21 protein-coding genes and 2 pseudogenes are annotated in these 23,323 nt (G+C 35.3%); 9 read left to right on the top strand and 14 right to left on the bottom strand.

Translation table 11 applies throughout. From position 1 onward, the window contains the following. The first annotated feature begins 70 nt into the window (after window positions 1–70). Window positions 71–1,705, top strand: coding sequence for a putative polysaccharide biosynthesis protein (locus Q9306_RS09960; protein WP_306197844.1), 1,635 nt, complete (start codon window positions 71–73; stop codon window positions 1,703–1,705). An 82-nt stretch (window positions 1,706–1,787) separates the two neighbouring features. On the opposite strand, the gene Q9306_RS09955 is transcribed toward Q9306_RS09960, so the two are convergent. After that, window positions 1,788–2,990, bottom strand: a complete 1,203-nt coding sequence (locus Q9306_RS09955) for an MFS transporter (protein WP_306197843.1) — start codon at window positions 2,988–2,990, stop codon at window positions 1,788–1,790. Window positions 2,991–3,249: 259 nt separating this feature from the next. Here Q9306_RS09955 and Q9306_RS09950 point away from each other — a divergent pair, with 259 nt between their 5' ends. Then, complete coding sequence (locus Q9306_RS09950) at window positions 3,250–3,813, top strand: GNAT family N-acetyltransferase (RefSeq protein ID WP_306197841.1); 564 nt, start codon at window positions 3,250–3,252, stop codon at window positions 3,811–3,813. Window positions 3,814–3,865: 52 nt separating this feature from the next. On the opposite strand, the gene hflX is transcribed toward Q9306_RS09950, so the two are convergent. Further along, complete coding sequence (gene hflX / locus Q9306_RS09945) at window positions 3,866–5,128, bottom strand: GTPase HflX (protein ID WP_306197839.1); 1,263 nt, start codon at window positions 5,126–5,128, stop codon at window positions 3,866–3,868. A gap of 800 nt (window positions 5,129–5,928) precedes the next feature. Between hflX and Q9306_RS09940 the strand changes: the two are divergent. Then, window positions 5,929–6,873: pseudogene (locus Q9306_RS09940) on the top strand (aldo/keto reductase family protein). A 296-nt stretch (window positions 6,874–7,169) separates the two neighbouring features. Here Q9306_RS09940 and Q9306_RS09935 read toward each other — a convergent pair. From Q9306_RS09935 to Q9306_RS09925, 3 genes are all read right to left on the bottom strand, one after another. Beyond that, window positions 7,170–7,970: a polyphosphate kinase 2 family protein gene (locus Q9306_RS09935; RefSeq protein ID WP_020060510.1), complete on the bottom strand. Its 801-nt coding sequence runs from the start codon at window positions 7,968–7,970 to the stop codon at window positions 7,170–7,172. Window positions 7,971–8,120: 150 nt separating this feature from the next. Then, a complete protein-coding gene (locus Q9306_RS09930; protein WP_306197830.1) occupies window positions 8,121–9,239 on the bottom strand; it encodes a DUF4179 domain-containing protein in 1,119 nt (372 codons plus the stop codon). Then, window positions 9,224–9,799 (bottom strand): RNA polymerase sigma factor, encoded by a 576-nt coding sequence (locus tag Q9306_RS09925; RefSeq protein ID WP_306197829.1) that lies wholly within the window; start codon window positions 9,797–9,799, stop codon window positions 9,224–9,226. Before Q9306_RS09925 ends, Q9306_RS09930 begins: the two co-directional genes overlap by 16 nt. 174 nt (window positions 9,800–9,973) lie before the next feature. Here Q9306_RS09925 and Q9306_RS09920 point away from each other — a divergent pair, with 174 nt between their 5' ends. The 4 genes from Q9306_RS09920 (at window position 9,974) to Q9306_RS09905 (ending at window position 13,234) form a co-directional block, all read left to right on the top strand. Beyond that, the gene (locus Q9306_RS09920) at window positions 9,974–10,402 is read left to right on the top strand and encodes a MarR family winged helix-turn-helix transcriptional regulator (protein WP_306197828.1); all 429 of its coding nucleotides are present in this window, start codon (window positions 9,974–9,976) and stop codon (window positions 10,400–10,402) included. Between the two features lies 1 nt (window position 10,403). Then, the gene (locus tag Q9306_RS09915; RefSeq protein WP_306197827.1) at window positions 10,404–10,796 is read left to right on the top strand and encodes a rhodanese-like domain-containing protein; all 393 of its coding nucleotides are present in this window, start codon (window positions 10,404–10,406) and stop codon (window positions 10,794–10,796) included. 1 nt (window position 10,797) lies between these two features. Continuing rightward, complete coding sequence (locus Q9306_RS09910) at window positions 10,798–11,247, top strand: EVE domain-containing protein (RefSeq protein ID WP_306197826.1); 450 nt, start codon at window positions 10,798–10,800, stop codon at window positions 11,245–11,247. A gap of 163 nt (window positions 11,248–11,410) precedes the next feature. Then, window positions 11,411–13,234 (top strand): APC family permease, encoded by a 1,824-nt coding sequence (locus Q9306_RS09905; RefSeq protein ID WP_306197825.1) that lies wholly within the window; start codon window positions 11,411–11,413, stop codon window positions 13,232–13,234. 783 nt (window positions 13,235–14,017) lie between these two features. Here the strand turns inward: Q9306_RS09905 and Q9306_RS09900 are convergent. The 7 genes and pseudogenes from Q9306_RS09900 to Q9306_RS09870 form a co-directional block, all read right to left on the bottom strand. Next, complete coding sequence (locus Q9306_RS09900) at window positions 14,018–14,566, bottom strand: DUF4241 domain-containing protein (RefSeq protein ID WP_306197823.1); 549 nt, start codon at window positions 14,564–14,566, stop codon at window positions 14,018–14,020. A 236-nt stretch (window positions 14,567–14,802) separates the two neighbouring features. Then, window positions 14,803–15,360, bottom strand: a complete 558-nt coding sequence (locus Q9306_RS09895) for a DUF4352 domain-containing protein (protein ID WP_306197821.1) — start codon at window positions 15,358–15,360, stop codon at window positions 14,803–14,805. A 74-nt stretch (window positions 15,361–15,434) separates the two neighbouring features. After that, window positions 15,435–15,737, bottom strand: a complete 303-nt coding sequence (locus Q9306_RS09890) for a hypothetical protein (protein ID WP_306197819.1) — start codon at window positions 15,735–15,737, stop codon at window positions 15,435–15,437. Window positions 15,738–16,036: 299 nt separating this feature from the next. Continuing rightward, a complete protein-coding gene (locus Q9306_RS09885; RefSeq protein WP_016114251.1) occupies window positions 16,037–16,252 on the bottom strand; it encodes a helix-turn-helix domain-containing protein in 216 nt (71 codons plus the stop codon). Between the two features lie 10 nt (window positions 16,253–16,262). Then, window positions 16,263–16,745 (bottom strand): DUF2975 domain-containing protein, encoded by a 483-nt coding sequence (locus Q9306_RS09880; RefSeq protein ID WP_306197808.1) that lies wholly within the window; start codon window positions 16,743–16,745, stop codon window positions 16,263–16,265. Between the two features lie 448 nt (window positions 16,746–17,193). Next, window positions 17,194–17,388, bottom strand: a pseudogene (locus Q9306_RS09875) (HTH domain-containing protein); the annotation flags it as partial. A 270-nt stretch (window positions 17,389–17,658) separates the two neighbouring features. Then, window positions 17,659–18,414 carry a sulfite exporter TauE/SafE family protein gene (locus Q9306_RS09870; RefSeq protein ID WP_306197790.1) on the bottom strand — a complete coding sequence of 252 codons (756 nt, stop codon included), beginning with the start codon at window positions 18,412–18,414 and terminating at the stop codon, window positions 17,659–17,661. Window positions 18,415–18,800: 386 nt separating this feature from the next. Here Q9306_RS09870 and Q9306_RS09865 point away from each other — a divergent pair, with 386 nt between their 5' ends. Beyond that, the gene (locus tag Q9306_RS09865; RefSeq protein WP_306197787.1) at window positions 18,801–19,781 is read left to right on the top strand and encodes a DUF4003 domain-containing protein; all 981 of its coding nucleotides are present in this window, start codon (window positions 18,801–18,803) and stop codon (window positions 19,779–19,781) included. Window positions 19,782–20,326: 545 nt separating this feature from the next. Here Q9306_RS09865 and Q9306_RS09860 read toward each other — a convergent pair. Beyond that, window positions 20,327–21,043 (bottom strand): amidohydrolase family protein, encoded by a 717-nt coding sequence (locus tag Q9306_RS09860; protein WP_306197994.1) that lies wholly within the window; start codon window positions 21,041–21,043, stop codon window positions 20,327–20,329. A gap of 105 nt (window positions 21,044–21,148) precedes the next feature. After that, window positions 21,149–22,423: an MFS transporter gene (locus Q9306_RS09855; protein ID WP_306197785.1), complete on the bottom strand. Its 1,275-nt coding sequence runs from the start codon at window positions 22,421–22,423 to the stop codon at window positions 21,149–21,151. Window positions 22,424–22,645: 222 nt separating this feature from the next. Between Q9306_RS09855 and Q9306_RS09850 the strand changes: the two genes are divergently transcribed. Then, window positions 22,646–23,119, top strand: coding sequence for a hypothetical protein (locus Q9306_RS09850; protein ID WP_306197783.1), 474 nt, complete (start codon window positions 22,646–22,648; stop codon window positions 23,117–23,119). Window positions 23,120–23,323: the final 204 nt, after the last annotated feature.

The raw sequence follows: 23,323 nt of genomic DNA, 5'->3' as shown, positions 1-23,323 counted from the left end.
TATAAAATACTAAGACAAGTTTATAGTAGAAAAAGATGATTCTTAAGCAACCAGAGTAGGAGGAAGTATTTTGTCTACTTCAAAAGTATTGAAAGGCACTGCGCTGCTAAGCGGTGCGACAATGATTTCACGTATTTTAGGTTTTATTTATTTCTTCCCATTCCAAGCTTTAGTTGGGAGCGAAGGAGTTGCTTTATATTCTTATGCGTACTCCTGGTATGGGATTTTACTAAGTTTTTCAACGGCAGGTATTCCGATCGCCGTTTCAAAATTTGTTGCCAAATATAACGCTTTAGGAGATTACAGTACAAGTAAAAAATTATACATCTCAAGCTTAAAAGTAATGATGTTTATGGGATTCCTCGGTTTCTTAATTTTATTTTTCGGCGCACCATACGTATCAGAATTAATTATTCGCTCTAAAACACCAGAGCCTGGATTCGTCGAAGATGTAACATTAACAATGCGTGCACTAAGCTTTGCACTTATTATTGTGCCAGCAATGAGCGTTACGCGCGGTTATTTCCAAGGTTTTCAATATATGAAACCAAGTGCTGTTTCACAAGTTGTGGAACAAATTGCACGTGTTATTTTTATTTTAGTTGGAAGCTTTATCGTTTCTAAACTATTGGGCGGATCAGTCGCATCTTCTGTAGCAGTTGCAACATTTGGCGCTGTTATTGGAGCAATTGCCAGTGTTTCCATGCTCATTATGTACTGGAAAAAATACAATGGACTTCGTGCGCCAGAAGGAGAACGAAAAACACGCTCTTCTTCATTCTCCTTAACAAAGATTTATATGGAACTGCTTCGATATGCAATTCCAATTGTCTTTGTAGGTATTGCCATTCCACTTTATACATTAGTGGATCAATATACAGTTGCTGATGCACTGCGAGCAATAGGCACACCGCTTGATAAAGCAAACGCTGTGTTCGCTTACATTACGAACTATGCTCAAAAGTTGATTATGATACCAGCATCACTAGCAACAGGATTTTCACTTTCAATCATCCCGGCAATTACACAGTCCTTTACGGGTGGTAAATTAGATGAACTGCAAAACCAAATTGAAAAGATTTTTACAGTCTTATTATTTTTCACAATTCCAGCTTCATTTGGGCTTGCGAGCATCGCATACGATGCATTTCGCATGGTATACTTTGATCACAATACAGCATTAGATGGGTCACAATATTTAATCTCGTATGCACCATCCGCTGTAATGAGTGCGATCTTCACCGTATCAGCTGCAATTTTACAAGGCATTGATTATCAACGTAAAACAATGATTGCTTTTACTGCTGGTATTATTGTAAAAGTTGTTGCCAACACACCGCTTCTATACCTACTCGGTGGGCACGGCGCTGTATTAGGAACTATACTTGGTTACCTCGTTTCTGATGTCATCATGTTATACTGCATTGTGAAATATACAAAGTTTAACATCGTAAAGACTGGTAAAACAATATTACTTATTACCATTTACTCGGCTGCGATGTCTGCTGTAGTAGTTGGTGCAAAAACGTTATTAAAATGGTTAATTCCTGGCCAATCATATATGGAGTCATTATTAATTGTGGTCGTATGTGGTGCCCTTGGAGGACTCGTTTATTTCGCTTTTGTATTTACAAGCGGACTTGCTTCTGACATTCTCGGTGATCGTATTAATCGACTACCATTGTTGAAAAAATTAAAGCGATAACTATTAAAGAGGTGTAACTTGAAATATAAGTTACACCTCTTTGTATGAATATGAAATAAATATACCTCTAGACTCTTTTCATCTATTTACGGTCATTTGGCAATAACCATGATGATAATCCAATTAACGGTAACATACTGCATAGTATCATAATAAAGTTAAGGCTATATATATCTGCCAATTTCCCAAGTACAACTGCTCCTAACGCTCCAAGTCCAAATGCAAGTCCGACAATTAATCCAGATACCATACCAACCTTCCCGGGAACAAGCTCCTGGGCATACACAACTATCACACTGAAGCTACTCGAACTAATAAACCCAATGCAAATAAACAACGGAACAACCCAGACGAGTGAAACGTGCGGTAATAACAGTGCTAATGGGGCTGAACCAAGCATAGAAAAAACAATAATATTTCGCTTTCCAAACCGATCTGCTAACGGTCCGCCAAAGAACGTACCAAGTACGCCGGCAATCATGAAAGCAAATACGTAAAACTGTGCATTTTTAATAGATAATCCGTAATGCTCGATCAAATAAAACTGATAAAAGTTTCCAATCCCTGCTCCGTACCATGAGCGAACAAACGTTAAGAATACAAGTAATACAATAACAAACTTAATTCGGCTGCTTATTACTAAACTGTCAGCTTCTAATGCAGCACGTTTCTTCCTTCTTACGGCCCCGCTTGCTAACTCTCCTTTATACCACGTTGAAACAAAGTACAGTAAGATAATTCCAACCATCGCAAAGCCCGTAAACCATACTGCTCCAATTTGTCCAAGCGGAACAAATACAAGTGCCGTAAAAATTGGCGCAAGCGAATTTCCTGTATTTCCTCCAACTTGATAAATGGATTGTGCTAAACCACGCTTTGCTCCTGCTGCCATATAAGCAACACGTGCGCCTTCTGGATGAAAGACTGCGGATCCAAGTCCAATGAATAAAACAGATAAGATAACAATAAAAAAGTTCGGTGCAAACGCTAGCCCAATCATCCCAAGCATGCTTGAAAACATTCCTAGTGGCAGCAAATACGGGGAAGGCTTCTTATCTGAATACATCCCAAACACCGGCTGCATAATTGATGATGTCATATTAAGAGCAAAGGCAATCCATCCCACCTGCATATAGGATAAATTCATCGACTTTTCTAAAATAGGAAACAGCGCCGGTACAACTGCCTGCATCGAATCATTAAGAAAGTGCCCTAAACTAATCGCAAATAAAATACGGTAAATCGTTGGTGCCTCCACCGCATTCGGCTTTGTTATTGTCTGCATCCTACACGCTCCTCTCCTCTTGTGCTGAAAACAACCTCTGCATATGTTTCACACACTTTTATTTTTCTGACTTTTTAAACAAAACCTATTCTATACCTCTTCTTCCTTTTTTTCCACTTCTCTGCTTACAACATTTCAAAATAAACATAATTCCTAAAACCTAGTAAAACTTTATTTTTATTAAAATTCAGAAAAAACATTTACCAGATACATCCATTCATGTATCATAATATAAAATAACAAATAAGGAGCGTTTCTTATGAATCCACTGCTATTAAATTTCCCTTCTGAGTTCTATACGGAAAGACTTCTCATAAGGATGCCAAGACCTGGAGATGGAAAAGAAGTATATAACGCTATCAATGAATCTATCGAAGAATTAAAACCTTGGATGCCTTTTGCTCAAAAAGAACAAACAGAACAAGAAGTAGAAGCAAATATTAGAGATTCTCACGTGAAATTTTTGGCACGTGAAGATTTACGATTGCTCGTTTTCCTTAAAGACACAGGGGAGTTTGTTGCCTCTTCAGGGTTACACCGCATTAACTGGGATATTCCGAAATTTGAAATTGGTTATTGGATTCACTCTCGTTTTAGCGGAAAAGGCTACATGACAGAAGCTGTTACAGAAATTGTAGATTTTGCTTTTCATGAATTACAAGCAAATCGAATAGAAATTCGTTGTGACTCAAGAAATGTCAAAAGCCGTGCCATACCCGAAAGATTAGGTTTTAAATTAGAAGGTATTTTAGAGAATAATAGTGTATCAATAGATGGGGCTGAATTAAGAGATACATGTATATATGCAACGAAAAGATCATGAAAAGAAGAGCTACTTTCCAGCAGCTCTTCTTTTCCTATTTCATGTGAACTTTTTAGCGTATTGCATACCTTTTATACTTTTCGAAATCACTTATTTTACATTCCACGGTAATCCTCGTGCCTTCATTTTCATAGTCTGTCAATAAAACGTTAGCATGCTCGTTAAAATAAGAAATTAGGTGTCCTTGATCATAAGGAATTAACATTTCACACTTTGTATAATCTTTATAAATTTGCGTGCGAACCATATGCACAAGCTCATCAATACCTACTTTTTGTTTCGCAGACAAATATACACGATCATCTTGTACTTTTGGAATTTCAATATCAATAACGTCTGCTTTATTATAAGCATAAATTGCCCGGATATTTTCCACGCCGATTTTTTTTAACGTTTGATTCGTAATCTCAATCAGATGCTCATAGTTCGGATTCGCATAATCCACAACATGAATCAATAAATCTGCCTCCGCCACTTCTTCTAACGTCGAACGGAACGCTTTCACAAGATGATGCGGCAATTTACTAACGAATCCAACGGTATCTGTTAATAAAAACGATTTGTTATCTGGCAATTGAATATTTCGCACAGCTGTTTCAAGCGTCGCAAACAACATATCTTTTTCAAATACTTGTTTCTCTGCAGATCCGTTAAACATTTCAAGCATCGCATTCATCGTTGTTGATTTCCCGGAATTTGTATATCCTACTAACGCAACCACAGGCACTTCATTTTTCTTGCGCTGTTTACGCTGTGTTTGACGCTGTGCAACAAGCGCTTCTAACTCTTTATTTAACGCTGCAATTTGCTCTTCAATCTTACGGCGATCAAGCTCTAATTTCTTTTCCCCTACACCTTTGTTTTTCGTACCAACACCGCCGCTTTGTCTTCCTAACGATTCACGAAGGCCTATTAAACGAGGCATCATATATTGCAAATGAGCTACTTCAACTTGTAATTGCGCTTCTTTCGTCTTTGCACGCTGCGCAAAAATATCTAAAATTAAAATCGTACGATCAATCACTTTACAATCTAAATCTGCTTCTAAATTTCGAATTTGCGAAGGCGATAACTCATCATTGAAAATGACCAAATTTGCATCCGCTTCTTTCACGAACGCTGCCACTTCTTCAATCTTACCCGTTCCAATATAATGAGATGGATTTACACGATGTAAATTTTGTGTTACTTTCCCTATCACTTCTACATCGCACGCTTCCGTTAAATTCGCTAACTCCTCCATTGAATATTCGAAATCACTTTCGCTATTTAAATTCACTCCGACTAATATTGCTCTTTGTACTACCTGTTCCATATATTTATTCCTCCATTTCGATTACGCGCAAACAAAAAACACCTACCTGTGTTTTTCATAAACGGACGAAAACGCGACAAATAAACATAAAAACATCGCTTCTTGCTTGTTCAATGGTCGTCAAATCCAGCACCATACTACACAAAAATGTTAGTATACATGCATCTCATCATTCTGTTTTAAAGGCAAAACAAAAAGAGGGCGTATTCGTCCTCCCCTCTTTTCACATATAAGTTCAATTGGGTTCCTTTAAAGAGACAGACCAATCCCGTTTACTCTGTACACAGACAGAGCCTTTGAGCGCTATTCAATTATTGGCACAAAGTATTGAGACGTAATCTGATTAAGATCAAAGGAGACCCCTCCGTTCATTAAAAGTTATATAAATTTTAGCATAGTTATAGAGCTGACACAAGAATAAACCCCATTTATTAACATAAAGAAAATCGCTATTTTTCTATTTTATTCATCATTTTTTGCACCTGTTTCTCATTTATTGTGTCCAATTTCTGCAACAATAATATGAATAACCACTTTCATTCATACACTTTAAACAAACCAAAAATCCAAAAGTTATTAATAATCTGATAAAATCATTATAAAGTAGCAACCTTTCTTAATACTAGAAAATATGGTTTTCTCAAAAAAACATACAAATCATCAAGCACAATTACTAATGACTCCAAAAATAATCCGTGATTTTGAGAGAATAACATTTTTTTCGCTCACAGATAAAAACGAAATGGCATCTACCGCGCTCCACTTTGATACATACTAAATTATATTATGGGGGAATATGTTTGAAGTATAACAGACTAGGAAAATCTGGTTTAAAAATTAGTGAAATTAGTTTAGGGAGTTACTTAACATTTGGAGAAAATGGGACAGAACAAGATGCTGTACGAACGATTCATAAGGCATTTGATGTAGGAATTAATTCATTTGATACTGCAAACGTGTATCAAAATGGTGAAGCTGAAAGAATTTTAGCATCTGCTTTAAAATCATTCACTAGGGACGAATATGTGTTAGCAACAAAAGCATATTGGCCTACTGGAGAAGGTCCTAACAGCAAAGGGCTATCACGTAAACATGTTATTGAGCAAGTACATACCAGTTTAAAAAGAATGAACCTTGAATACATTGATATTTTTTATTGTCACAGTTACGACTATGAAACTCCAGTAGAAGAAACGCTAAGAGCAATTGATGATTTAATTAAGTAAGGTAAGATACTATATGCTGGGGTAAGTAACTGGAGCTCAGAACAAATTAAGGAAGCAGTACATATCTCTGATAGGCATTTAATAAATCGAATTATTGTGAACCAATGCGAATACAGTTTGCTGAAGCGGGACATAGAGGACAAAATCATCCCTATCTCTGAAAATTTAGGCATATCACAAATCGTTTTTAGTCCCCTTGCTCAAGGTATCTTAACTGGTAAATATAAAAAGCAAATTCCTGAGAAAAGTAGAGCCAACAATCCAAATGTAAATAAGTTCTTTAAAAAACTTTTTACAAAAGAATTACTACTCACGTCACAAAGATTAGAAGAGATATCTAAAACTTGCGACATGTCTTTAACTGAATTAGCAATTGCTTGGGTACTACGGCAAAAAAATGTAGCAAGTGCGTTAACAGGTGCTTCCACTCCTCAACAAATTGAGGAAACCGTAAAAGCTGTTTATAAACAAATCCCTGAAGAAGTTCTAATAGAAATTGAGAATGTACTTTTAAAATGAGGAAGCCATAAAAAGGATTTTTAATGATATGAACTATCTTCAGTGCGCACCTTAGAAAATTATTGAATTATAGTGTTATTTTCATAGGTTATTCTTTCAACAATCCAGCTATATTAAGAGTACTAAAGACTGAACAATCGTGCTACGGTATTTAATTAAATATCGTAGCACGATTGTTCCATAATGACCGTTCCTAAAATATAAAGGACTGTCCCATTAAAATAAGACAGTCCTTTATATTACTATATTATTTTCCTTCCACTATCTCCTGCACCACTATTCCCATCTTTAACAGCTTACATCTTTATTTGTTCGTCTTCCTCTTCCTTTTCTTCTTTCATTTCATGATAGTATGATGGCAGTTCTATACTATGTTCTAAGAAATAATCTTCAATTAATGAAATGATCACTTTCAATGTTTTCACACGCGCATACAACTTATCATTGCCAGGTATAATATGCCACTTTGCATTTGGTTTGTCTGTTTTTTCAAACATATCTTCCATAGCCTCGACATATTCATCCCATTTTTCTCGATTGCGCCAATCTTCATCTGTAATTTTCCATTTTTTAAGAGGATTTTGCTCTCGTTCTTTAAATCGTGCTAACTGTTCATCCTTACTAATATGATAGAAAAACTTTGCTACTATGTAACGATCATCCGTTAATAGTTTTTCAAAATCATTAATTTCACTGTATGCCCTAGTCCACTCTTCCTTTGTAGCGAAACCCTCTACGCGTTCAACCAGTACACGACCGTACCATGAGCGATCAAAAATAGTAATTTGACCATATTGCGGAATTTTCCGCCAAAATCGTTGCATATAATGATAGCGTTTTTCATGAGGAGCAGGTGCACCAATTGGATTTACTTGAAATCCGCGCGGATCAAGATGCTCAGTAATTCGCTTAATTGCTCCGCCCTTCCCAGCAGCATCCCAGCCTTCCATAGCCAAAATAACAGCTATTTTTTCTTTTCGTAAAATCTGCTGCAACGCAAGTAAACGCATTTGATATTTTTCCAGCTTCTTATTATATATTTTTTTTGATTCCATTCTTTTCGTTAAATCTATTTTTGCAAGACGATCTTTTTTCACAATAAAATCCTCCTTTTCAAGCAATTAACACTATTTTAACATAATTTTCAGTATTTTGTGTATACACATCTCGAATATCGACACGTAATACCTAATTACTATCATAGAAAGGACCGTCCTACTAAAAAAACGGTCCTTTCGTTTACTATGTTACTTTTCCAATTCGATAACGATATCTTTTAATAGGAGGTCTTCTTTTTGGCTACCGATTTTCTTTAGTATATTAAATTTACTTCCTCCACTTCCAGTCCCTCCCGCTTCTCCATAGTTATCAGCATTGTGATTACTTAACATAACATGAGGAGTTATAATAAGTTTTGTTGCATTCGGATTAATTTTTTGAAATGTTTTACTTCCATTCAAAGTATAAGAACTTTCATCACGTATACTCCCATTTCCTTCTCCAGCATAACTATTCCCTAAATCATCTTTAACTCTCAAATCAACATTTACTTCATCCCACCTATTTTTCATAAACTCGGAAACTTCTTGTTTATACGAAATGATAAATGACATCGGTGATATGGATAACTTCTCAATAAATACTTTTACTCCATCTTGTTCTACACTACTATGGATTAATTTTTCTTTACGTTCTGTTGACTTTAAAGTGAAGTCAAATTTCCAGTTTCCTTTTATTTCTTTCTGCGTATCTAAGTTTTTAATACTATCTATTATCCATTGCATATTTACACTCTCTTCTTTAGTAGCCTCCAAAGCACTAGCAGTAACTAAACCTACATACTTATAGTTATCTATTTTTTTAATCCCATTACTTCCCGATGTACCTTCAGCCCCTTTTATTTTTAAAAAGTCCAAAGTAAGTGGATTGTCACCTAAATCTTGATCACTTTCAATAGAATACGTTACAGATACTGTCTGCCCATCATAAATCGCATCATGTATAGTGAATTTAATTCCGTTACTCTCTTGAGTAAGATTGAGTTCATTCGAGTACTTCTTATACTCATGATGAAGTCCTGGTCCCTCCTCTTTATTAATTTTAACTTCGTTATGAAGTTCAACTCTTTCGCTATCAAAAAATCTAAAAATATCTCTTATAACAGGAATACTTACCGCAGAAGCAGGAAACGTTAATCCAAATATAGTAGCTACTAAACAAATTACGACAGAGGCTATCGCAACATACTGTTTCCAGACGGTCATTTTTTTCTTCTTACTATGTAACAGTTGTTCAATATTTACGTGCCGTGGAAATGAAGTTCCATTCGCTTTTTCATGAAATGCCTCCTTTATTTTTCGATCCATACACTCACCTCCGTATCACGGTCTAAAAAAATAGTATGTGCTAAATAATCCTTCAGCTTTTCTTTCGCTTTATAAAGACGCGATTTTACTGTCCCTTCTTTTACATTTAACACTTCCGAAATTTCTAAAATAGATAAATCTTGATAGTAAAAAAGTATAATAACAATTTGATGCTTGCTAGATAATTGCTGCACCGCATCAAGGATCATCTGCGACTCTTCTTGTATGAGATAATTATGTTCAGGTGTTTTCACATCTTTTATACGAAACCATGTTTCAGGTTGCAAAAAACCAAAACGTTTTTTTCGTTTCTGTTTTAAAGTTGTATGAATCAAAATTTGATGAAACCAAGTCTTAAACGAAGCAATCTCTCCATTAAAACGATGGATAGATTCATATGTTTGTATAAGTGATTCCTGTACCGCATCTTCTGCTAACCCTTTGTCATCTACTATGAGATAAGATGTTTGGTATGCTTTTTGTATATACGGTTGAAGTAGTTGATTAAATGCCTCTTTGTCTCCTTGTTTTACTTGTTGAATTAACCGTTGTTCCTCCAAACTCTTCCCTCCTTATTTTTTATTCTATATATTTATTACCATTAAACTAGAAAAAAGTTCACTTTTTCCCATTTTTTATCTCCCACTCTCTTTTTTACCATTTAATGATTGACACTCAAAAATAGTCAGTTATACTGATTATATGTAAAGATGATTATTAAAGGGGATGATACATTGAGCAGAATCCTAGAATCATACGGATTCCTTACAGGAAAAGTAGAGCAATTACTAGAACTCGACTTGATTGAAAAATTAAAACCTTACGACATTAATGCCAGACAATATGGCGTTTTAATTAAAATCAATGAAAAACCGAACCTTTCTCAAAAAGAAATTGCTGACGAATTAAGAATCGATCGGACAACAATGGTAGATTTTATTGACCATTTAGAATCACTACAATACTTAATTCGAATAAAAAATCCAAAAGACCGCAGATCATATTGCATCCAAATTACAGACAAAGGTCAGGACGTATTAGAAAATTGTTGGGGATTGTTAACACAATCGGAGATGGAGATTTTATCTCCTTTAACGAAAGAAGAACAACACTTTCTAAAAACTTGTTTGTTAAAAATCTTAAAAAACGCGGAGGAATGTTAATATGCTAAAAATGGAATATTTTAAAAGTCGTATTGCTTCTACATTTAGTCCAATGGATTTTTTACAGGTCAAAAAGTTAAATCCTGATGCTTACATGTTAGTTGATGTGCGAAATGGAACGCGGGAGTTAAAAAAAGAAGTCATAACAGGAGCACTGGAAATTCCACAATCTGAATTAGAAAATCGGTTATCAGAGTTACCAAAAGACAAAATAATCATTTTATATTGCTGGGACGTATGGTGTAATACAGCTGCGAAATCAGCTTTATTCCTTTTAGAAAATGGATATAATGTGAAAGAACTTGCTGGAGGTATTGCCGCATGGAAAACAATGAATTTACCAACTTCATCTTTATTTTTTGAAGAAACTAGTAATTCATCATGCGGGTGCTAATATGCCAATGAACGAGATCAACTATTGGATCGGTGTCGCTTCAAGGGATCATGTTTTAAAAGGTGTGGAAGGTGGATTCGCCCAACTTTGCCATGGCAAATCCTTCCCTTTAAAAAGAATGAAATTTGGAGATTGGATTATATATTATTCTTCTAAATATAAATTAAATGAAAAGGCACCATGTCAAATGTTCACAGCTATTGGTAAAGTAATTGATGACCATATTTACGAGTTTGATATGGGGAACGGCTTTATTCCTTTTCGTAGAAATATCAAATTTTATCCATGTAAAGAAATAGACATTCACCCTCTTATTGATCAACTATCTTTTATTCAAGATAAGAAAAAGTGGGGTTATCCATTTAGATATGGGCATCTCAAAATAAGCAAAGAAAATTTTACATTAATTGCACGAGAAATGGGTATTGAAACGATTGAATTCCATATTTAATAAAGTAAAATCACATTCTTTTTATGAAGTAAAAAAGTTATTCTGTCACTGTTTTGTCAATTTATTATGAAAGAAGTAAAAATTCATCATAAAAATATCTATTCACTCGCTACCAATTGTGATATTCTGTTCATTGGAAAATTTACTTATTGGTGGTGCATCCATGTTTTCAGTATTCAAAAGGTTTTTAATTGGTAGACCTCTTAAATCAAATGCATTAGGTGAACAAAAATTAAATAAATTAAAGGCATTAGCCATTCTATCATCTGATGCTCTTTCTTCTGTTGCATACGGAACTGAGCAAATTTTAATCGTTCTTGCAACAATTGGATCAATTGCTTTTTGGTATTCTATTCCAATTGCAATTGGCGTTCTCGTTTTGTTAACGGCACTTATTTTATCGTACAGACAAATCATTTATGCCTATCCACACGGCGGAGGAGCTTACGTTGTTTCTAAAACAAATATAGGAATAAACGCTGGACTTATTGCCGGGGGATCCTTACTGGTAGATTATATTCTTACCGTAGCTGTAAGTGTGTCTGCAGGGACAGATGCAATTACATCAGCATTTCCAGCATTACATCAGTACACAGTAATAATTGCTGTAATACTTGTTATTTTCATTACAATTCTGAACCTTAGAGGAGTAACAGAATCTGCTTCTATTCTAGCTTATCCTGTCTATCTCTTTGTACTAGCACTTATCGTATTAATTTCTGTTGGAGTCTTTAAAATTGCCACTGGACAAGCGCCGGCATCTTTACATACACCTATTGGTACGGTAGCGCCAGGAATTACATTATTCTTTTTATTAAAAGCATTCTCATCTGGGTGTTCTGCATTAACTGGTGTAGAAGCGATTTCAAATGCAATCCCTAACTTTAAGGCACCAGCTGCTAAAAATGCAGCCACTACTTTAGTGATGATGGGAGCAATTCTTGCAGTCTTATTTACTGGTATCACCGTTTTAGCATATTGGTACGGTATTGCTCCGAAACACAATGAAACTGTTGTTTCTCAAATTGCTTCGGATATATTCGGAAGAAATTATGTGTATTACTTTATTCAAGGAACAACTGCACTTATTTTAGTATTAGCTGCTAATACAGGATTCTCCGCTTTCCCATTATTAGCTTACAACCTAGCATCAGATAAATACATGCCTCGCATGTTTTTAATGCGCGGTGATCGATTAGGATACTCAAATGGAATTATGACCCTGGGGATTGCTTCCATTATTTTAATTGTTGCGTTTCAAGGAAAAACAGAACAATTAATCCCGCTGTACGCAGTTGGTGTGTTCCTTCCTTTCACTTTGTCACAAACGGGAATGATTATAAAATGGTTGCGTGAAAAACCAGCAGGTTGGTTGCCGAAATTACTAACAAATTTAGTAGGCGCACTTATTTCATTATCTGTATTACTTATTTTCTTTATCACAAAGTTTACACAAGTATGGTCTGTTGTTATCTTCCTGCCAATTATTGTGTATATCTTCCATTGTATCCATAAACATTACGATGCAGTTGGAGAACAATTACGTATCGATCCAAATGAAATTCCGCACAAAATCGAAGAAAACATTGTCATCGTACCGGTTGCTGGAATTACAAAGGTAGTCGAACAATCCATTAATTATGCTGAGGCTATCGGTGATACTGTCATCGCTGTATATGTAGCCTTTGATAAAGAAAGTGAATTAAAGATGCAGCAAAAATGGAAAGAATGGAAACCAGATGTTCGTCTTATTACAGTCGTCTCTTCATACAGAAGCTTAATGAGACCTATCACAAAATTAGTAGCAATGATTCAAGAGAAAGCACAAGAAAAGCATCATTCCGTTACTGTTCTCATTCCGCAGTTTATTACAAAGAAAAGTTGGCATAACATTTTACACAACCAATCTAGTGTTTTATTAAGGATTTATCTTTTATATAAAAAGAATGTTATTGTTTCAACTGTTCCGTATCGATTTAAAAAATAGAGTTTGGAAATGTTATAAGATTCTATTTTTCTATAAAACGAGACCCCTAACTATAAATAAGTTAGGGGTCTCGTTTTTGTTCATCTTGCTTATACAATATATTTAGCAGGAGTAGTGTTTTAAGTAAAATGAATACGTAGGCGATGTGAAGTCTCTTATTCATTAGTTTTCGCATCACATTATTAATATGATTACAGACAAGCCTTCTTTTTATTAAATAATTCATCTTCCCCCCTCACCTTTTGGATGGAAATATTGGGATTTTTAAATTAATAATCAATTTGTATTAACATATACAATGTAGCATATAGTTTTGATCCAAACTTAAAAGCCTCCCTAATTAATTAGGAGGCTAGGAGGCTATCAGTCTTTCAACCATCTAAAACACACTTCCAAATAAACCCCATATTTAGAATGATTAACTTCTTCTCTGGTACTAGCTATATAAAATGTTACTGACATAGTTTATGCCTCACTCGAAAATTAATTTTTTATTATTTCATTAATATTTTCTAACTGTTTTTAAGCTCCATTAAAATGGTTTTAAATACTCGCTGAACCAGTTTGCTCCTTGTTCAGCCCAATCTCATCTAGATTGTTCAAAGCTATCCTGGATCTAGATTATCAAATTCATATTCAAAACGACAACAAAAGCATATTTCGTAAAAACGATTTCCAGCCTCATCATAGGGTGGCTCTTCTAAACCATCTTATTCGCAAACTAGACATATGTAAGCCATTCATTTCCCTCGTTCTAATTAACCTAAGCTCCGTTACCCAAGGTTATTCTTCCTCATAAAAATCTATCAGAACACCAACAATTTGATCACTTTCATCACGTTGAATGTGAACTGGATACCAACCGTCTCCTAAACCTGAAACTGATACTGCACCACCTATTATTATTCCTGCCTGATCATCTTCAGCAGTTATATCGCTACAAGCTACATAAAATTTAAGTCCTTCTTCATCCATATCTATATCGAAAGTGTTTTTTACCTCATATGTAATCATCTCATCTTTTCCATAAATGGTTGAATCGAAAATTCCCGCTTGTGCAGCATCAACTCCAATACCTTTATCCAGTCCTATCCAAGCACTATCTTCATTTGCTTCAACGTGAGCAGCAACGAGCTTTGTAACGACTTCATCTTCGGAGTAATATACAGTAGCTTTCCAGTTGCCCTGTTTTGCGGGAGTTAGCATTAAAGATAAATCCTCATCCTCTACATATTCATCTTCAGTAACTGCAAATTCTATTGGATAACAAGGGTCACTCACAACAATCTTATTACTTTTTATTTCAAAGATACCTAATTCTTTTAATGCCATATAAAACACTCCAATTAAAAATTAATTACTTTAATAATACAGCTTAAATCCCATTTTATAGTGTATGTCTATGGTGTACAAGAAAGCATTACGAACTACTCTCTTTTCACATAATCAGTGAAAGCGGAAGTAAATTATTTGTCCAAAAAGTTAACCGCTCGCTTGGAATTAGCATTGTTTACTTTTCGAATATATAATTCATATTAAAGAACACTTCCACCAAATTATATTTAGACTTAGTTTTTTGGTGATTGCAGCTTATCAATTTTCCAGTGTGTTTCTAGAGGGTCTAAAGAGCTTTCAATATAAAACATATATTCATCTGCGGTACCTGGTACTTCAAAAGCTATTTTCAATTCTACCGTTTCATTTGGTTTAACTTGTATGTCATAAGGAGAAGGGTTTTGGTCAAGCACCTTTCCTTCATACGCCTTACCGTTTTTTTCATCTTTTAAGGTATATTTTAATTCTGATAGTCCAATCATTTGACCTCGTACATTTTTTACAGAGACATTAACAACGATAGAATCGTTGCTATCATTTAAATATGCACTTTGAACGGTGGTCAAGTAATAGCCTCCCTTAATACTCTCACCAACTAATAAAATACCTTGTTCCAAGCGGCTCATAGTTTCTTTTTCTTCAAAATTTATTAATTCTTTATTTTCATTTTTTGCAGTTGATTCTTCTATTGAACCATTTTCAACTGCACTATCTTTTTTATCTTGTGTGCAAGCAGCCGTAACACTGACAAATACTAGACTTAAAGTAAGTAATATGGATAATTTTCTCATAAAATTTATCCGTCTCCTTAAATTTCTCGATTTTGTGCAACTATACATATTATAAAGCAATTCTATTTATAAGCTCATTTATTTTTTCCTCTGTCAATAAGCCATTTTAAGATTCCTATTATTAATATAAGGAGCGGTATTGCCTGAATAAAGAGAAACCCTCCCCAAAAATCAAGTTCAGTACTATCTGGAGAATCTGTTGCCATCACACCTATAAAAAAAGCCACTGGAATTGTGAATAGATTTACCCCTAAACTGACCATTATGAATGTTAGATTTTTATCCTTAGTTTTTGGTGAATCAGAATTGAAGAATGAGAATATTGCAATACCGATTATAAAATACAGTATTACATAAAGCTGATTAAGATATCCCATAATATTCCTCCGTTATCTTAATTGTACCATCAGCAAAGCCCTAAGCCATAAATACGAGTTAGTTTTTGAACTAAATTCAAAGTTTCTCACCTGCAATTTTTCATATACATTTTTGTTTAATTTTAACAGAATATATGATACATCACATTTTTTGTCACTAATATCAATGCAATTCTCAATAGAATTCTCTAATTAAATAACAATAATAAACGCGGAGAAGGGATAGCTTAACCGCTATCCCTTCATCTTAATTTCACTATCTAATCCCGTTGGTTGAAGAAAATTGTTGTCTGTTTTTATTAAGTGTCTTCGTCGCTTTTGTACTCCAAAATATCACCTGGTTGACAATCCAAAGTCTTACATATCGCTTCTAATGTTGAAAAACGAACCGCTTTTGCTTTCCCATTTTTCAGAATGGAAAGATTCGCCATCGTAATCCCAACCCTCTCCGAAAGCTCCGTTACGCTCATTTTTCGTTTTGCTAACATCACATCAATATTAATAATAATTGCCATATCCTCCACCTCAGACCGTTAAATCATTTTCTGGTTTTATATTAATAGCTTCTTGTAAAAGTCTTTGGAGAACAGCAGCAAAAACGGCAATCACCATAGAAGCGAAAATAATGATCAATCCGATTGGTATGAAACTTGGAGGGTCAACTTTTTCCGCCATGAGATAGTAGAGTGGCATACCTAGCAGGTACAAGCTACTAATCGTGATGGCACAGCATTTTATATTCTTTAAAGCCTTTACCGATAATTCCGAGAACGCTTGGTTCTTATCAATATAGCTTAAAAGTTTAAAAGCTTGATACAGAGCAAAGTAAAAAGGTATCGCTGCCGCATACATATCGATTAAAACGAGAGATTTCATATAAGTAATATCTGGATACAATTCTCCAGCAAAATTCCCGATCTTAGGCACCAAAAATATGCACAATGCAAGAACTGGGATTCCCATAAAAATAACAGCTAGCTTTAAAAAGAGTGTCGTAACTTGTTTCATAAAAAGCACCTCGCTTATTTAATAACAACATAATATTATTATATTATTTATCGTTTTACAATAAAATAGTATTGTTTCTTGTTATATTATTATTGTTATTGAAATATCCTTTTAATTTTAACAAAAATAAAAAGCATTTCTCATTACAAAGAAATGCTCTTACTTTACAATGTTAAATTTACAACTTGTTCAACAAAACTTCCAAATAGTTTAATAAAGTAAATCAACAACGAAAGATAACAGAACCTACTTAAAATAAATAATATCCTTCATCGTAAATTGTTTATCGGCAATCCCCATCTTTGAGCTGGTGTAGCCTTCACTTTATCCCATGAATTGTATGGCAAACAGAAGTTGTAGAAAGTACGAAGGATAGTTAAAGCGTATTGAGCATAGTATTTAACGATTGCTCTGGTGTGTTCAGACACTATCAATTTAACTTTTCGTCCTTCATTCCAATCATATCTATATCAAAACCACATTCTTCAAAAATGTCTCGAGGTAATTTTCCTTTTTCATTTTCTTCAATAAAAATGCGTTTAAATTCATCTGTATAAGTAATTCCTTTCTCACTCACAGATTTTACGTATGGATTCCTTGATAGAGTTTGGATTCCTTTTTCTGTAAACAGCTTTTTCGTCATTTTGAAATTTCTCCGATTCTAATTTTTCTCCTATTTATATAAGAAATACCCTATAGAATAGACTTTTTTTAAAGTGTCTATTCTATAGGGTACATTTTACGAGAAGACTACTCTTATTTTCTGCACCATATTAAAGCAAGCGTAACCTCTAAAAGCCATGTAAAAGAATCTTTTGGATATATTCCCGATATAAGTAATGCCACCGAAAAACTTACACACAACATTTTATAAAGATAAACAGATACTTCACTTTCCCCAGTATTTTATTTCTTATTCTATTAATAACATACATCCAGCCAAAACAGGTGTCATAATCATCGAAAATTTCAAAATAACACGAGGTGCATAATTTGTAAACTTCGCTCCTATATATGCTCCGAGCATTGTTCCCATTAAAACTTGTACTAATAACATGTAATCTAAATATCCTGCTGAAGTATATCCAACTCCTCCACCAATTGCAATTGGTAAAATAACAAGCATTGTAGTCCCTACTGACTGACGAATTGATAAACCTAGTAACACCATTAATCCAAGTTGAATGAACGGTGCTGAACCAATTCCAAATGCTCCTGCTAATATCCCAGTTGCAATTCCTAACAGAGCTCCTTTTCCCAATACATATGAAGATAACTGATCTGATAAACTAGCAGACAACTCTTTTTGATTTTGCACAAAAAACAAACGAATTAACATACATATGGCTGATAAAAATAACATACTAGCCGTAAACCAATGAAGAAGTTGTGCAGGGATCCCAGCACCAATTTTAGATCCAACATATGATCCAAGCGCACCAAATCCTCCTACAACACAACCAATTTTCATAACAACATTTCTTTCTCGATAATGACTTATCACTCCAGAAAATGTTGTAAATGCCATCGCTGTTAATGATGTTGCGAGCGCTGCATGAATTGGCACATGAAATACGAGAGTGAGCACTGCAATAATAAACCCAGCTCCACCTGCCCCAACAAAACCTAACAAAATACCCATTAGAAACATTGTAATAATAATAGCCACTTTCTTTCCCTCCAATAGCCCTATTATCGAATATATTTCTTATTTTAAGCAAATAAAAAGCATCTACACAGGATGCTTTTGGCACTGTTGAAAAACGGATTTGTCAATTATGAAGTAGTGAACTCAGTAAGTTTTAACTTCCACATTTGAGTTTTTTAATGAACCCTCCCTAGATAAGACTAAATTTATTAGTAAATCCCAAAGAAAAAAATCAGCTTTCTGCTAACAATTGACTTTTTCAACAATGTAACAAGAAAGGTGGAATCGTCATCTCTCTTATTTATGTATATCCTGCAGTGCAAAATTTGTATCAAAATCACTATATTCCTAAATATGGAATTATAGTATAATAGAAGAAAATCACAAGAAAAAATGGGGGTACGGCTATGATTACATTACAGCATAAGCTGGAGCAGTACACACACATATATGCACAATTGAAAGAAGAACTAAGATGGAAAACTGGTGATTCCCGAACATGGATGATGATTGCCGCTATGTATGCAGGCAGTAATAAGCCGTTTCATCTTGAACGTTTTTTGCAAATCAGCAGCTATATTAAGGAGCAGGTAGGGATGTTTTCATATTTGAAGTCCTATCATCGCTTTGTGATTGCAGCAACATTGGATATTCACTTTATACATTACGAGGAAGCGTTTCAGCAGTTTCTCGACGTATATGAACGATTGGTCGCGGGTGGCTTTAGCCGCAGCATCTTTACTTATCTGGCGGCAGCAACGCTTTTATCGGAAGGAAATGAACAACATGAAGAACGCATTCAGCGGTCGTTGCAAGTATATAAACGTATGAAAGAGAAGCACTTCTTTCTCACAAGCGCATCTGATTACCCACTCGCTGTTTTGCTGGCAGGACAACCCGAGGAAGTAGGGGTGCTAATGGATCGAGTGGAACTCCTCTATCGCAAACTGGCGGTAACCGTCTTTCACAAGGGGAATGACCTTCAGTTTTTAAGTCATATTCTTTCTCTAAAGAAGGATGTCAGTGAAGATATTTTAGTAGCACGCTGCACAAATATATGGAACCTACTGCGACAAGAAGGGGTAAAAGTTAAGCAGATGCATTACGCCGCTGTCGGGCTACTAGCGTTGCTTGAAGATGGAGAGAACGAGGTCGCTTCTTTGAGGGCATTCATTGATAAATTGCAGGGGGACAAGCTATTCCGCTGGCATGCGGATGCAAATATTCTTGTTGTTATCCAACTATTCATGAGTGAGCAAGGCAAGGAAAATCCTGCTACCACTGGATTGCAAACAATGATAGAGGTCCTCATACAAGCACAACAGGCCGCTATGATAGCTGCAATTACCGCTTCCTCAGTAGCAACTTCTGCTAGTAGTAGTTCATAATGTGCAATGGTACTTCCATACTTGTTCATTGTCATTATTCCGCTGTCCAATTTGCTACATGAATGCAGGCATAACGTCCCTGCATGCTTCTTGAACTAAAAAGAGGCTGCCTATAAGTCAGTGAAACCAGTTTATAGGACAGCCTTTTGGGTTACATATATACAAGAAGCCGAGAACTAGTTCTCGACCCTGTTTTTGATTACTCACCTGTCTTCTCAAATCTCTTAATACGCGCACCATATATAGGGAACCTGAACTATTTTGTAGAAACAAGAATTATCAAATGACGTGCTCAACCAGGAGATTTACTATCCTTCTTCTTTATAAAATACACAATAAAAGCTCGAAGAAACGCTTCTTCAACTTTTATTGTGTCGTATGATTCATTTCCAAGTTTGAGTGGGGATGTTTTTTGGTCATGAGACATCACCTCATCCCCAATATATGCAAGAAAACATTATGGACTATCCTTCTTTCACATAATCAGTGTTATTGGAAGTTGTCTGATTCGTTTTTTTACCATTCTAAATCTAATAAAAGCTGAATTACTTGAAATACCATTTGAAAGCATTCGTGTATAAGATTTTATCAGTAGCTTGTTCATCAAATAGCTGTTGAATCAATTCAATATCTGTATACTCAAAAGATCTTTTTGCTCTTGTAGATGGTAAATCTGTTCCAAACATAAGAGCATCTGGATTAATTTCATAAATCGCTTTTAAAGCATTCTTAACATTCAAATCTACACGACCAAAACCAGTAGCTTTTACATGTATCCCTTTGTCAACTAGCTTTAATAAATGTGGTAGTCCTTCTTCAGATAACCCTAAATGGTCGATTGATATTGTTGGTAATTTTTCAATAGTTGATGCAATTTCGGGCAACTCTTTTGCATCAATATAAAGCTCGCTATGCCACCCTACTAGATTATGAACTCTTCTAGCAAAGTAATCCAACTTCGATAAATCTTCTGAACCGCCTCTTTTAATATTAAAGCGTAATGCCTTTACCCCATTTTCATTTAAATTTAGTATTTCTTTGTCCGTTACTGTAAAAGGTAATTGTGTTACGCCACAAAATGTTGAACCCATTTGTTTAAGTACCTTTAATAAATATTCTTGGTCAAATCCTTGGAATGACCCTGATACAATAGCTCCACCTAATACATTTAAATCAGCAGTTTCATTTTGATAATCTTCTACAACATAACTGGAGGGCAAATATCCTTGGTTTTCGATAATTGGAAAGTCAAAATCAATAATATGAGATTCATTTTATGCAGTAACTTCTTTGATTTTTTAGTAAATACCTATCTCTTTTTCTCTGTCAGTACAAATAAATCTGCAACACTTTCTAGACTATTTTATTTACTGTTCTCCACCTTTTCTAGACCATAACACAACAGGAATAAGTAATAAGGCTAACGCCCCTCCAGCTAACGATAAAGCTGCATAACTTAAATTCGCTACCACCATGCCGGACATCGCTCCACCAGAAGCCCCTGCCAATGCAATAAAAACATCCACTTTTCCTTGCGTTTTTGCACGTGTTGCAGGTTCTGTTGAATCAACAATTTGAGCCGTACCACTTATTAATCCAAGGTTCCATCCTAATCCAAGTAAAGAAAGGGCGACGACCAGAAGTATTAAAGAATCGCTCGGTGCAATAGCAGCTAACACCCCAGCACTAAGTAATATAACGCCGGAAGCAATACTCATCGCCATTCGACCAATTTTATCAACAAGTATTCCTGTAACGAGTGATGGAAGGTACATTGCCCCTACATGAAATCCAATGACAAGACCCACTTCACTTAAGCCATGACCATGGTGTTTCATATGTATAGGAGTCATCGTCATAATAGCAACCATGACAACTTGCGTAAGTATCATAACGATTGCCCCAACAGTAACGCCCCTATTATTTGTTGTTGATTTTTTAGTTATCGAATTCCCTTTACTTATACGTTTTTGCTTATGTGTTTCTATCACGTTTGCTATAAGTAATGGATCTGGACAAAGCATAATGAAAAGCACGAGGCCTGCTGACAAAAACGCAGCTGCCGATAATATGAACGGACCAGCAAGTTCAGGAATACCTAGAGAAAGAGCAAAACTCCCCATTATCCCCACTAAGTTTGGTCCCGCTACCGCACCAAAGGTCGTCATAACCATTGTCATACTAATAGCAGTTGCCCGTTGCTTCTCATTTGCTAAGTCTGTACCGGCATAACGAGCTTGTAAATTTGTAGCTGTACCCGCGCCATAAATCAGCAATGAAGCAAGTAAGAGAACAATACTATTTGTTAAAGCGGAAATTACCACACCAATAGCCCCGAGCCCTCCTACCATAAATCCTGTCGCGAGTCCTATTCGACGCCCATAACGTTGCGAAAGCCTTCCTACTACAAAAGCGGCTCCTGCCGATCCCATTGTAAGTATAGCGGATGGCAATCCTGCGAATGCATCTGTCCCAAGCATTTGCTGTGCGAGAAGTGCACCAACCGTAATTCCAGCAGCTAACCCCGCACCTCCAAACATTTGTGAAATACTTACGATTACTAACGTCCGTTTATATAACATTCTTTGCTCTTCTTCTGTATACATTTGACTCCTTATTGAACTATCAGCTTTATCAAGCATTTCCTCACCTTCTTTATGAAAAATTCTCCCTTTTTTAAATGTACTATGATTACTGTTTCATATTCAGTAGTATTTCCATTCGTATCGTATACAGGAATACATTACAGCCTACTCTCCTTTCACATAATCAGTGCTATCGGAGGTAGATATCACGGTTGCATATTATCTTATCTTTAAAGAAATAGTAAATAAGATCAAATCCTGTACTTTGGAGGTTAGAATATGCAAAAGATAACTGTTATTCTTTTTTGTATGGTGTGTTTTATATTCAGTAGCAATATATTAGCGGAAGCTTCCTCGTTTAGTAATCTTCCTATATCAAAGTCCTCTAAACATTGGCATTTGAAAATTGATAAAGCTGACGATGACCAAAGGCTTTCGAAACCAAAACCAGGCATAGTAAATACATATAGTCTAGATGTAAAGAACCTAGGAAAAGATGTTTATAATTTAGATGTAGATATATACAGTAACTTTAACGATTCCAAGACTTTGCGGGGAAATATAGACGCACTTGAGACTGAGAGAACCGTCACCACTAATAAGTTTCATTTTTCTAATTTTCCTGTGTCAGTAAAAGCAAAAGGTATTACGGTTATTGTTACATGGCAAGAGGAGTTACCAAAGACGTTAGAAAATGGTCAAAAAATACGAGCAAGAAAATATAAAGAAATATTTGTGTTCGATCAAAAATAAATGATAAAAAGCTCTCCGTGAACTACCCACCACTTAACGGCCTTACGGTCTGTTTGAAGTGGGGGCTTCAAAAGTCAAAAGACTTTCTCTTTTATTGCTAATTCATCCACAAGCCTAGCGGCTCATGTCCAAAGCCTTGAATTCGCGGCGTCCCTACCGCTAATAAAATCGATACAAACTACGCGATTAGATTTTGTTCGTGCA

It is taken from the genome of Bacillus multifaciens, assembly GCF_030756675.1.
Lineage (GTDB): Bacteria > Bacillota > Bacilli > Bacillales > Bacillaceae_G > Bacillus_A > Bacillus_A multifaciens.
This window is presented reverse-complemented; position numbering and strand designations above follow the sequence as displayed.

Excerpts from the sequence above, each read along its gene's own strand:
- Q9306_RS09955 (WP_306197843.1), bottom strand. The coding sequence starts at position 2,990 with ATGCAGACAATAACAAAGCCGAATGCGGTGGAGGCACCAACGATTTAC.
- Q9306_RS09950 (WP_306197841.1), top strand. The coding sequence starts at position 3,250 with ATGAATCCACTGCTATTAAATTTCCCTTCTGAGTTCTATACGGAAAGA.
- hflX (WP_306197839.1), bottom strand. The coding sequence starts at position 5,128 with ATGGAACAGGTAGTACAAAGAGCAATATTAGTCGGAGTGAATTTAAAT.
- Q9306_RS09930 (WP_306197830.1), bottom strand. The coding sequence starts at position 9,239 with ATGGATCGAAAAATAAAGGAGGCATTTCATGAAAAAGCGAATGGAACT.
- Q9306_RS09915 (WP_306197827.1), top strand. The coding sequence starts at position 10,404 with ATGCTAAAAATGGAATATTTTAAAAGTCGTATTGCTTCTACATTTAGT.
- Q9306_RS09910 (WP_306197826.1), top strand. The coding sequence starts at position 10,798 with ATGCCAATGAACGAGATCAACTATTGGATCGGTGTCGCTTCAAGGGAT.
- Q9306_RS09905 (WP_306197825.1), top strand. The coding sequence starts at position 11,411 with ATGTTTTCAGTATTCAAAAGGTTTTTAATTGGTAGACCTCTTAAATCA.
- Q9306_RS09900 (WP_306197823.1), bottom strand. The coding sequence starts at position 14,566 with ATGGCATTAAAAGAATTAGGTATCTTTGAAATAAAAAGTAATAAGATT.
- Q9306_RS09895 (WP_306197821.1), bottom strand. The coding sequence starts at position 15,360 with ATGAGAAAATTATCCATATTACTTACTTTAAGTCTAGTATTTGTCAGT.
- Q9306_RS09890 (WP_306197819.1), bottom strand. The coding sequence starts at position 15,737 with ATGGGATATCTTAATCAGCTTTATGTAATACTGTATTTTATAATCGGT.
- Q9306_RS09885 (WP_016114251.1), bottom strand. The coding sequence starts at position 16,252 with ATGGCAATTATTATTAATATTGATGTGATGTTAGCAAAACGAAAAATG.
- Q9306_RS09880 (WP_306197808.1), bottom strand. The coding sequence starts at position 16,745 with ATGAAACAAGTTACGACACTCTTTTTAAAGCTAGCTGTTATTTTTATG.
- Q9306_RS09865 (WP_306197787.1), top strand. The coding sequence starts at position 18,801 with ATGATTACATTACAGCATAAGCTGGAGCAGTACACACACATATATGCA.
- Q9306_RS09855 (WP_306197785.1), bottom strand. The coding sequence starts at position 22,423 with ATGCTTGATAAAGCTGATAGTTCAATAAGGAGTCAAATGTATACAGAA.
- Q9306_RS09850 (WP_306197783.1), top strand. The coding sequence starts at position 22,646 with ATGCAAAAGATAACTGTTATTCTTTTTTGTATGGTGTGTTTTATATTC.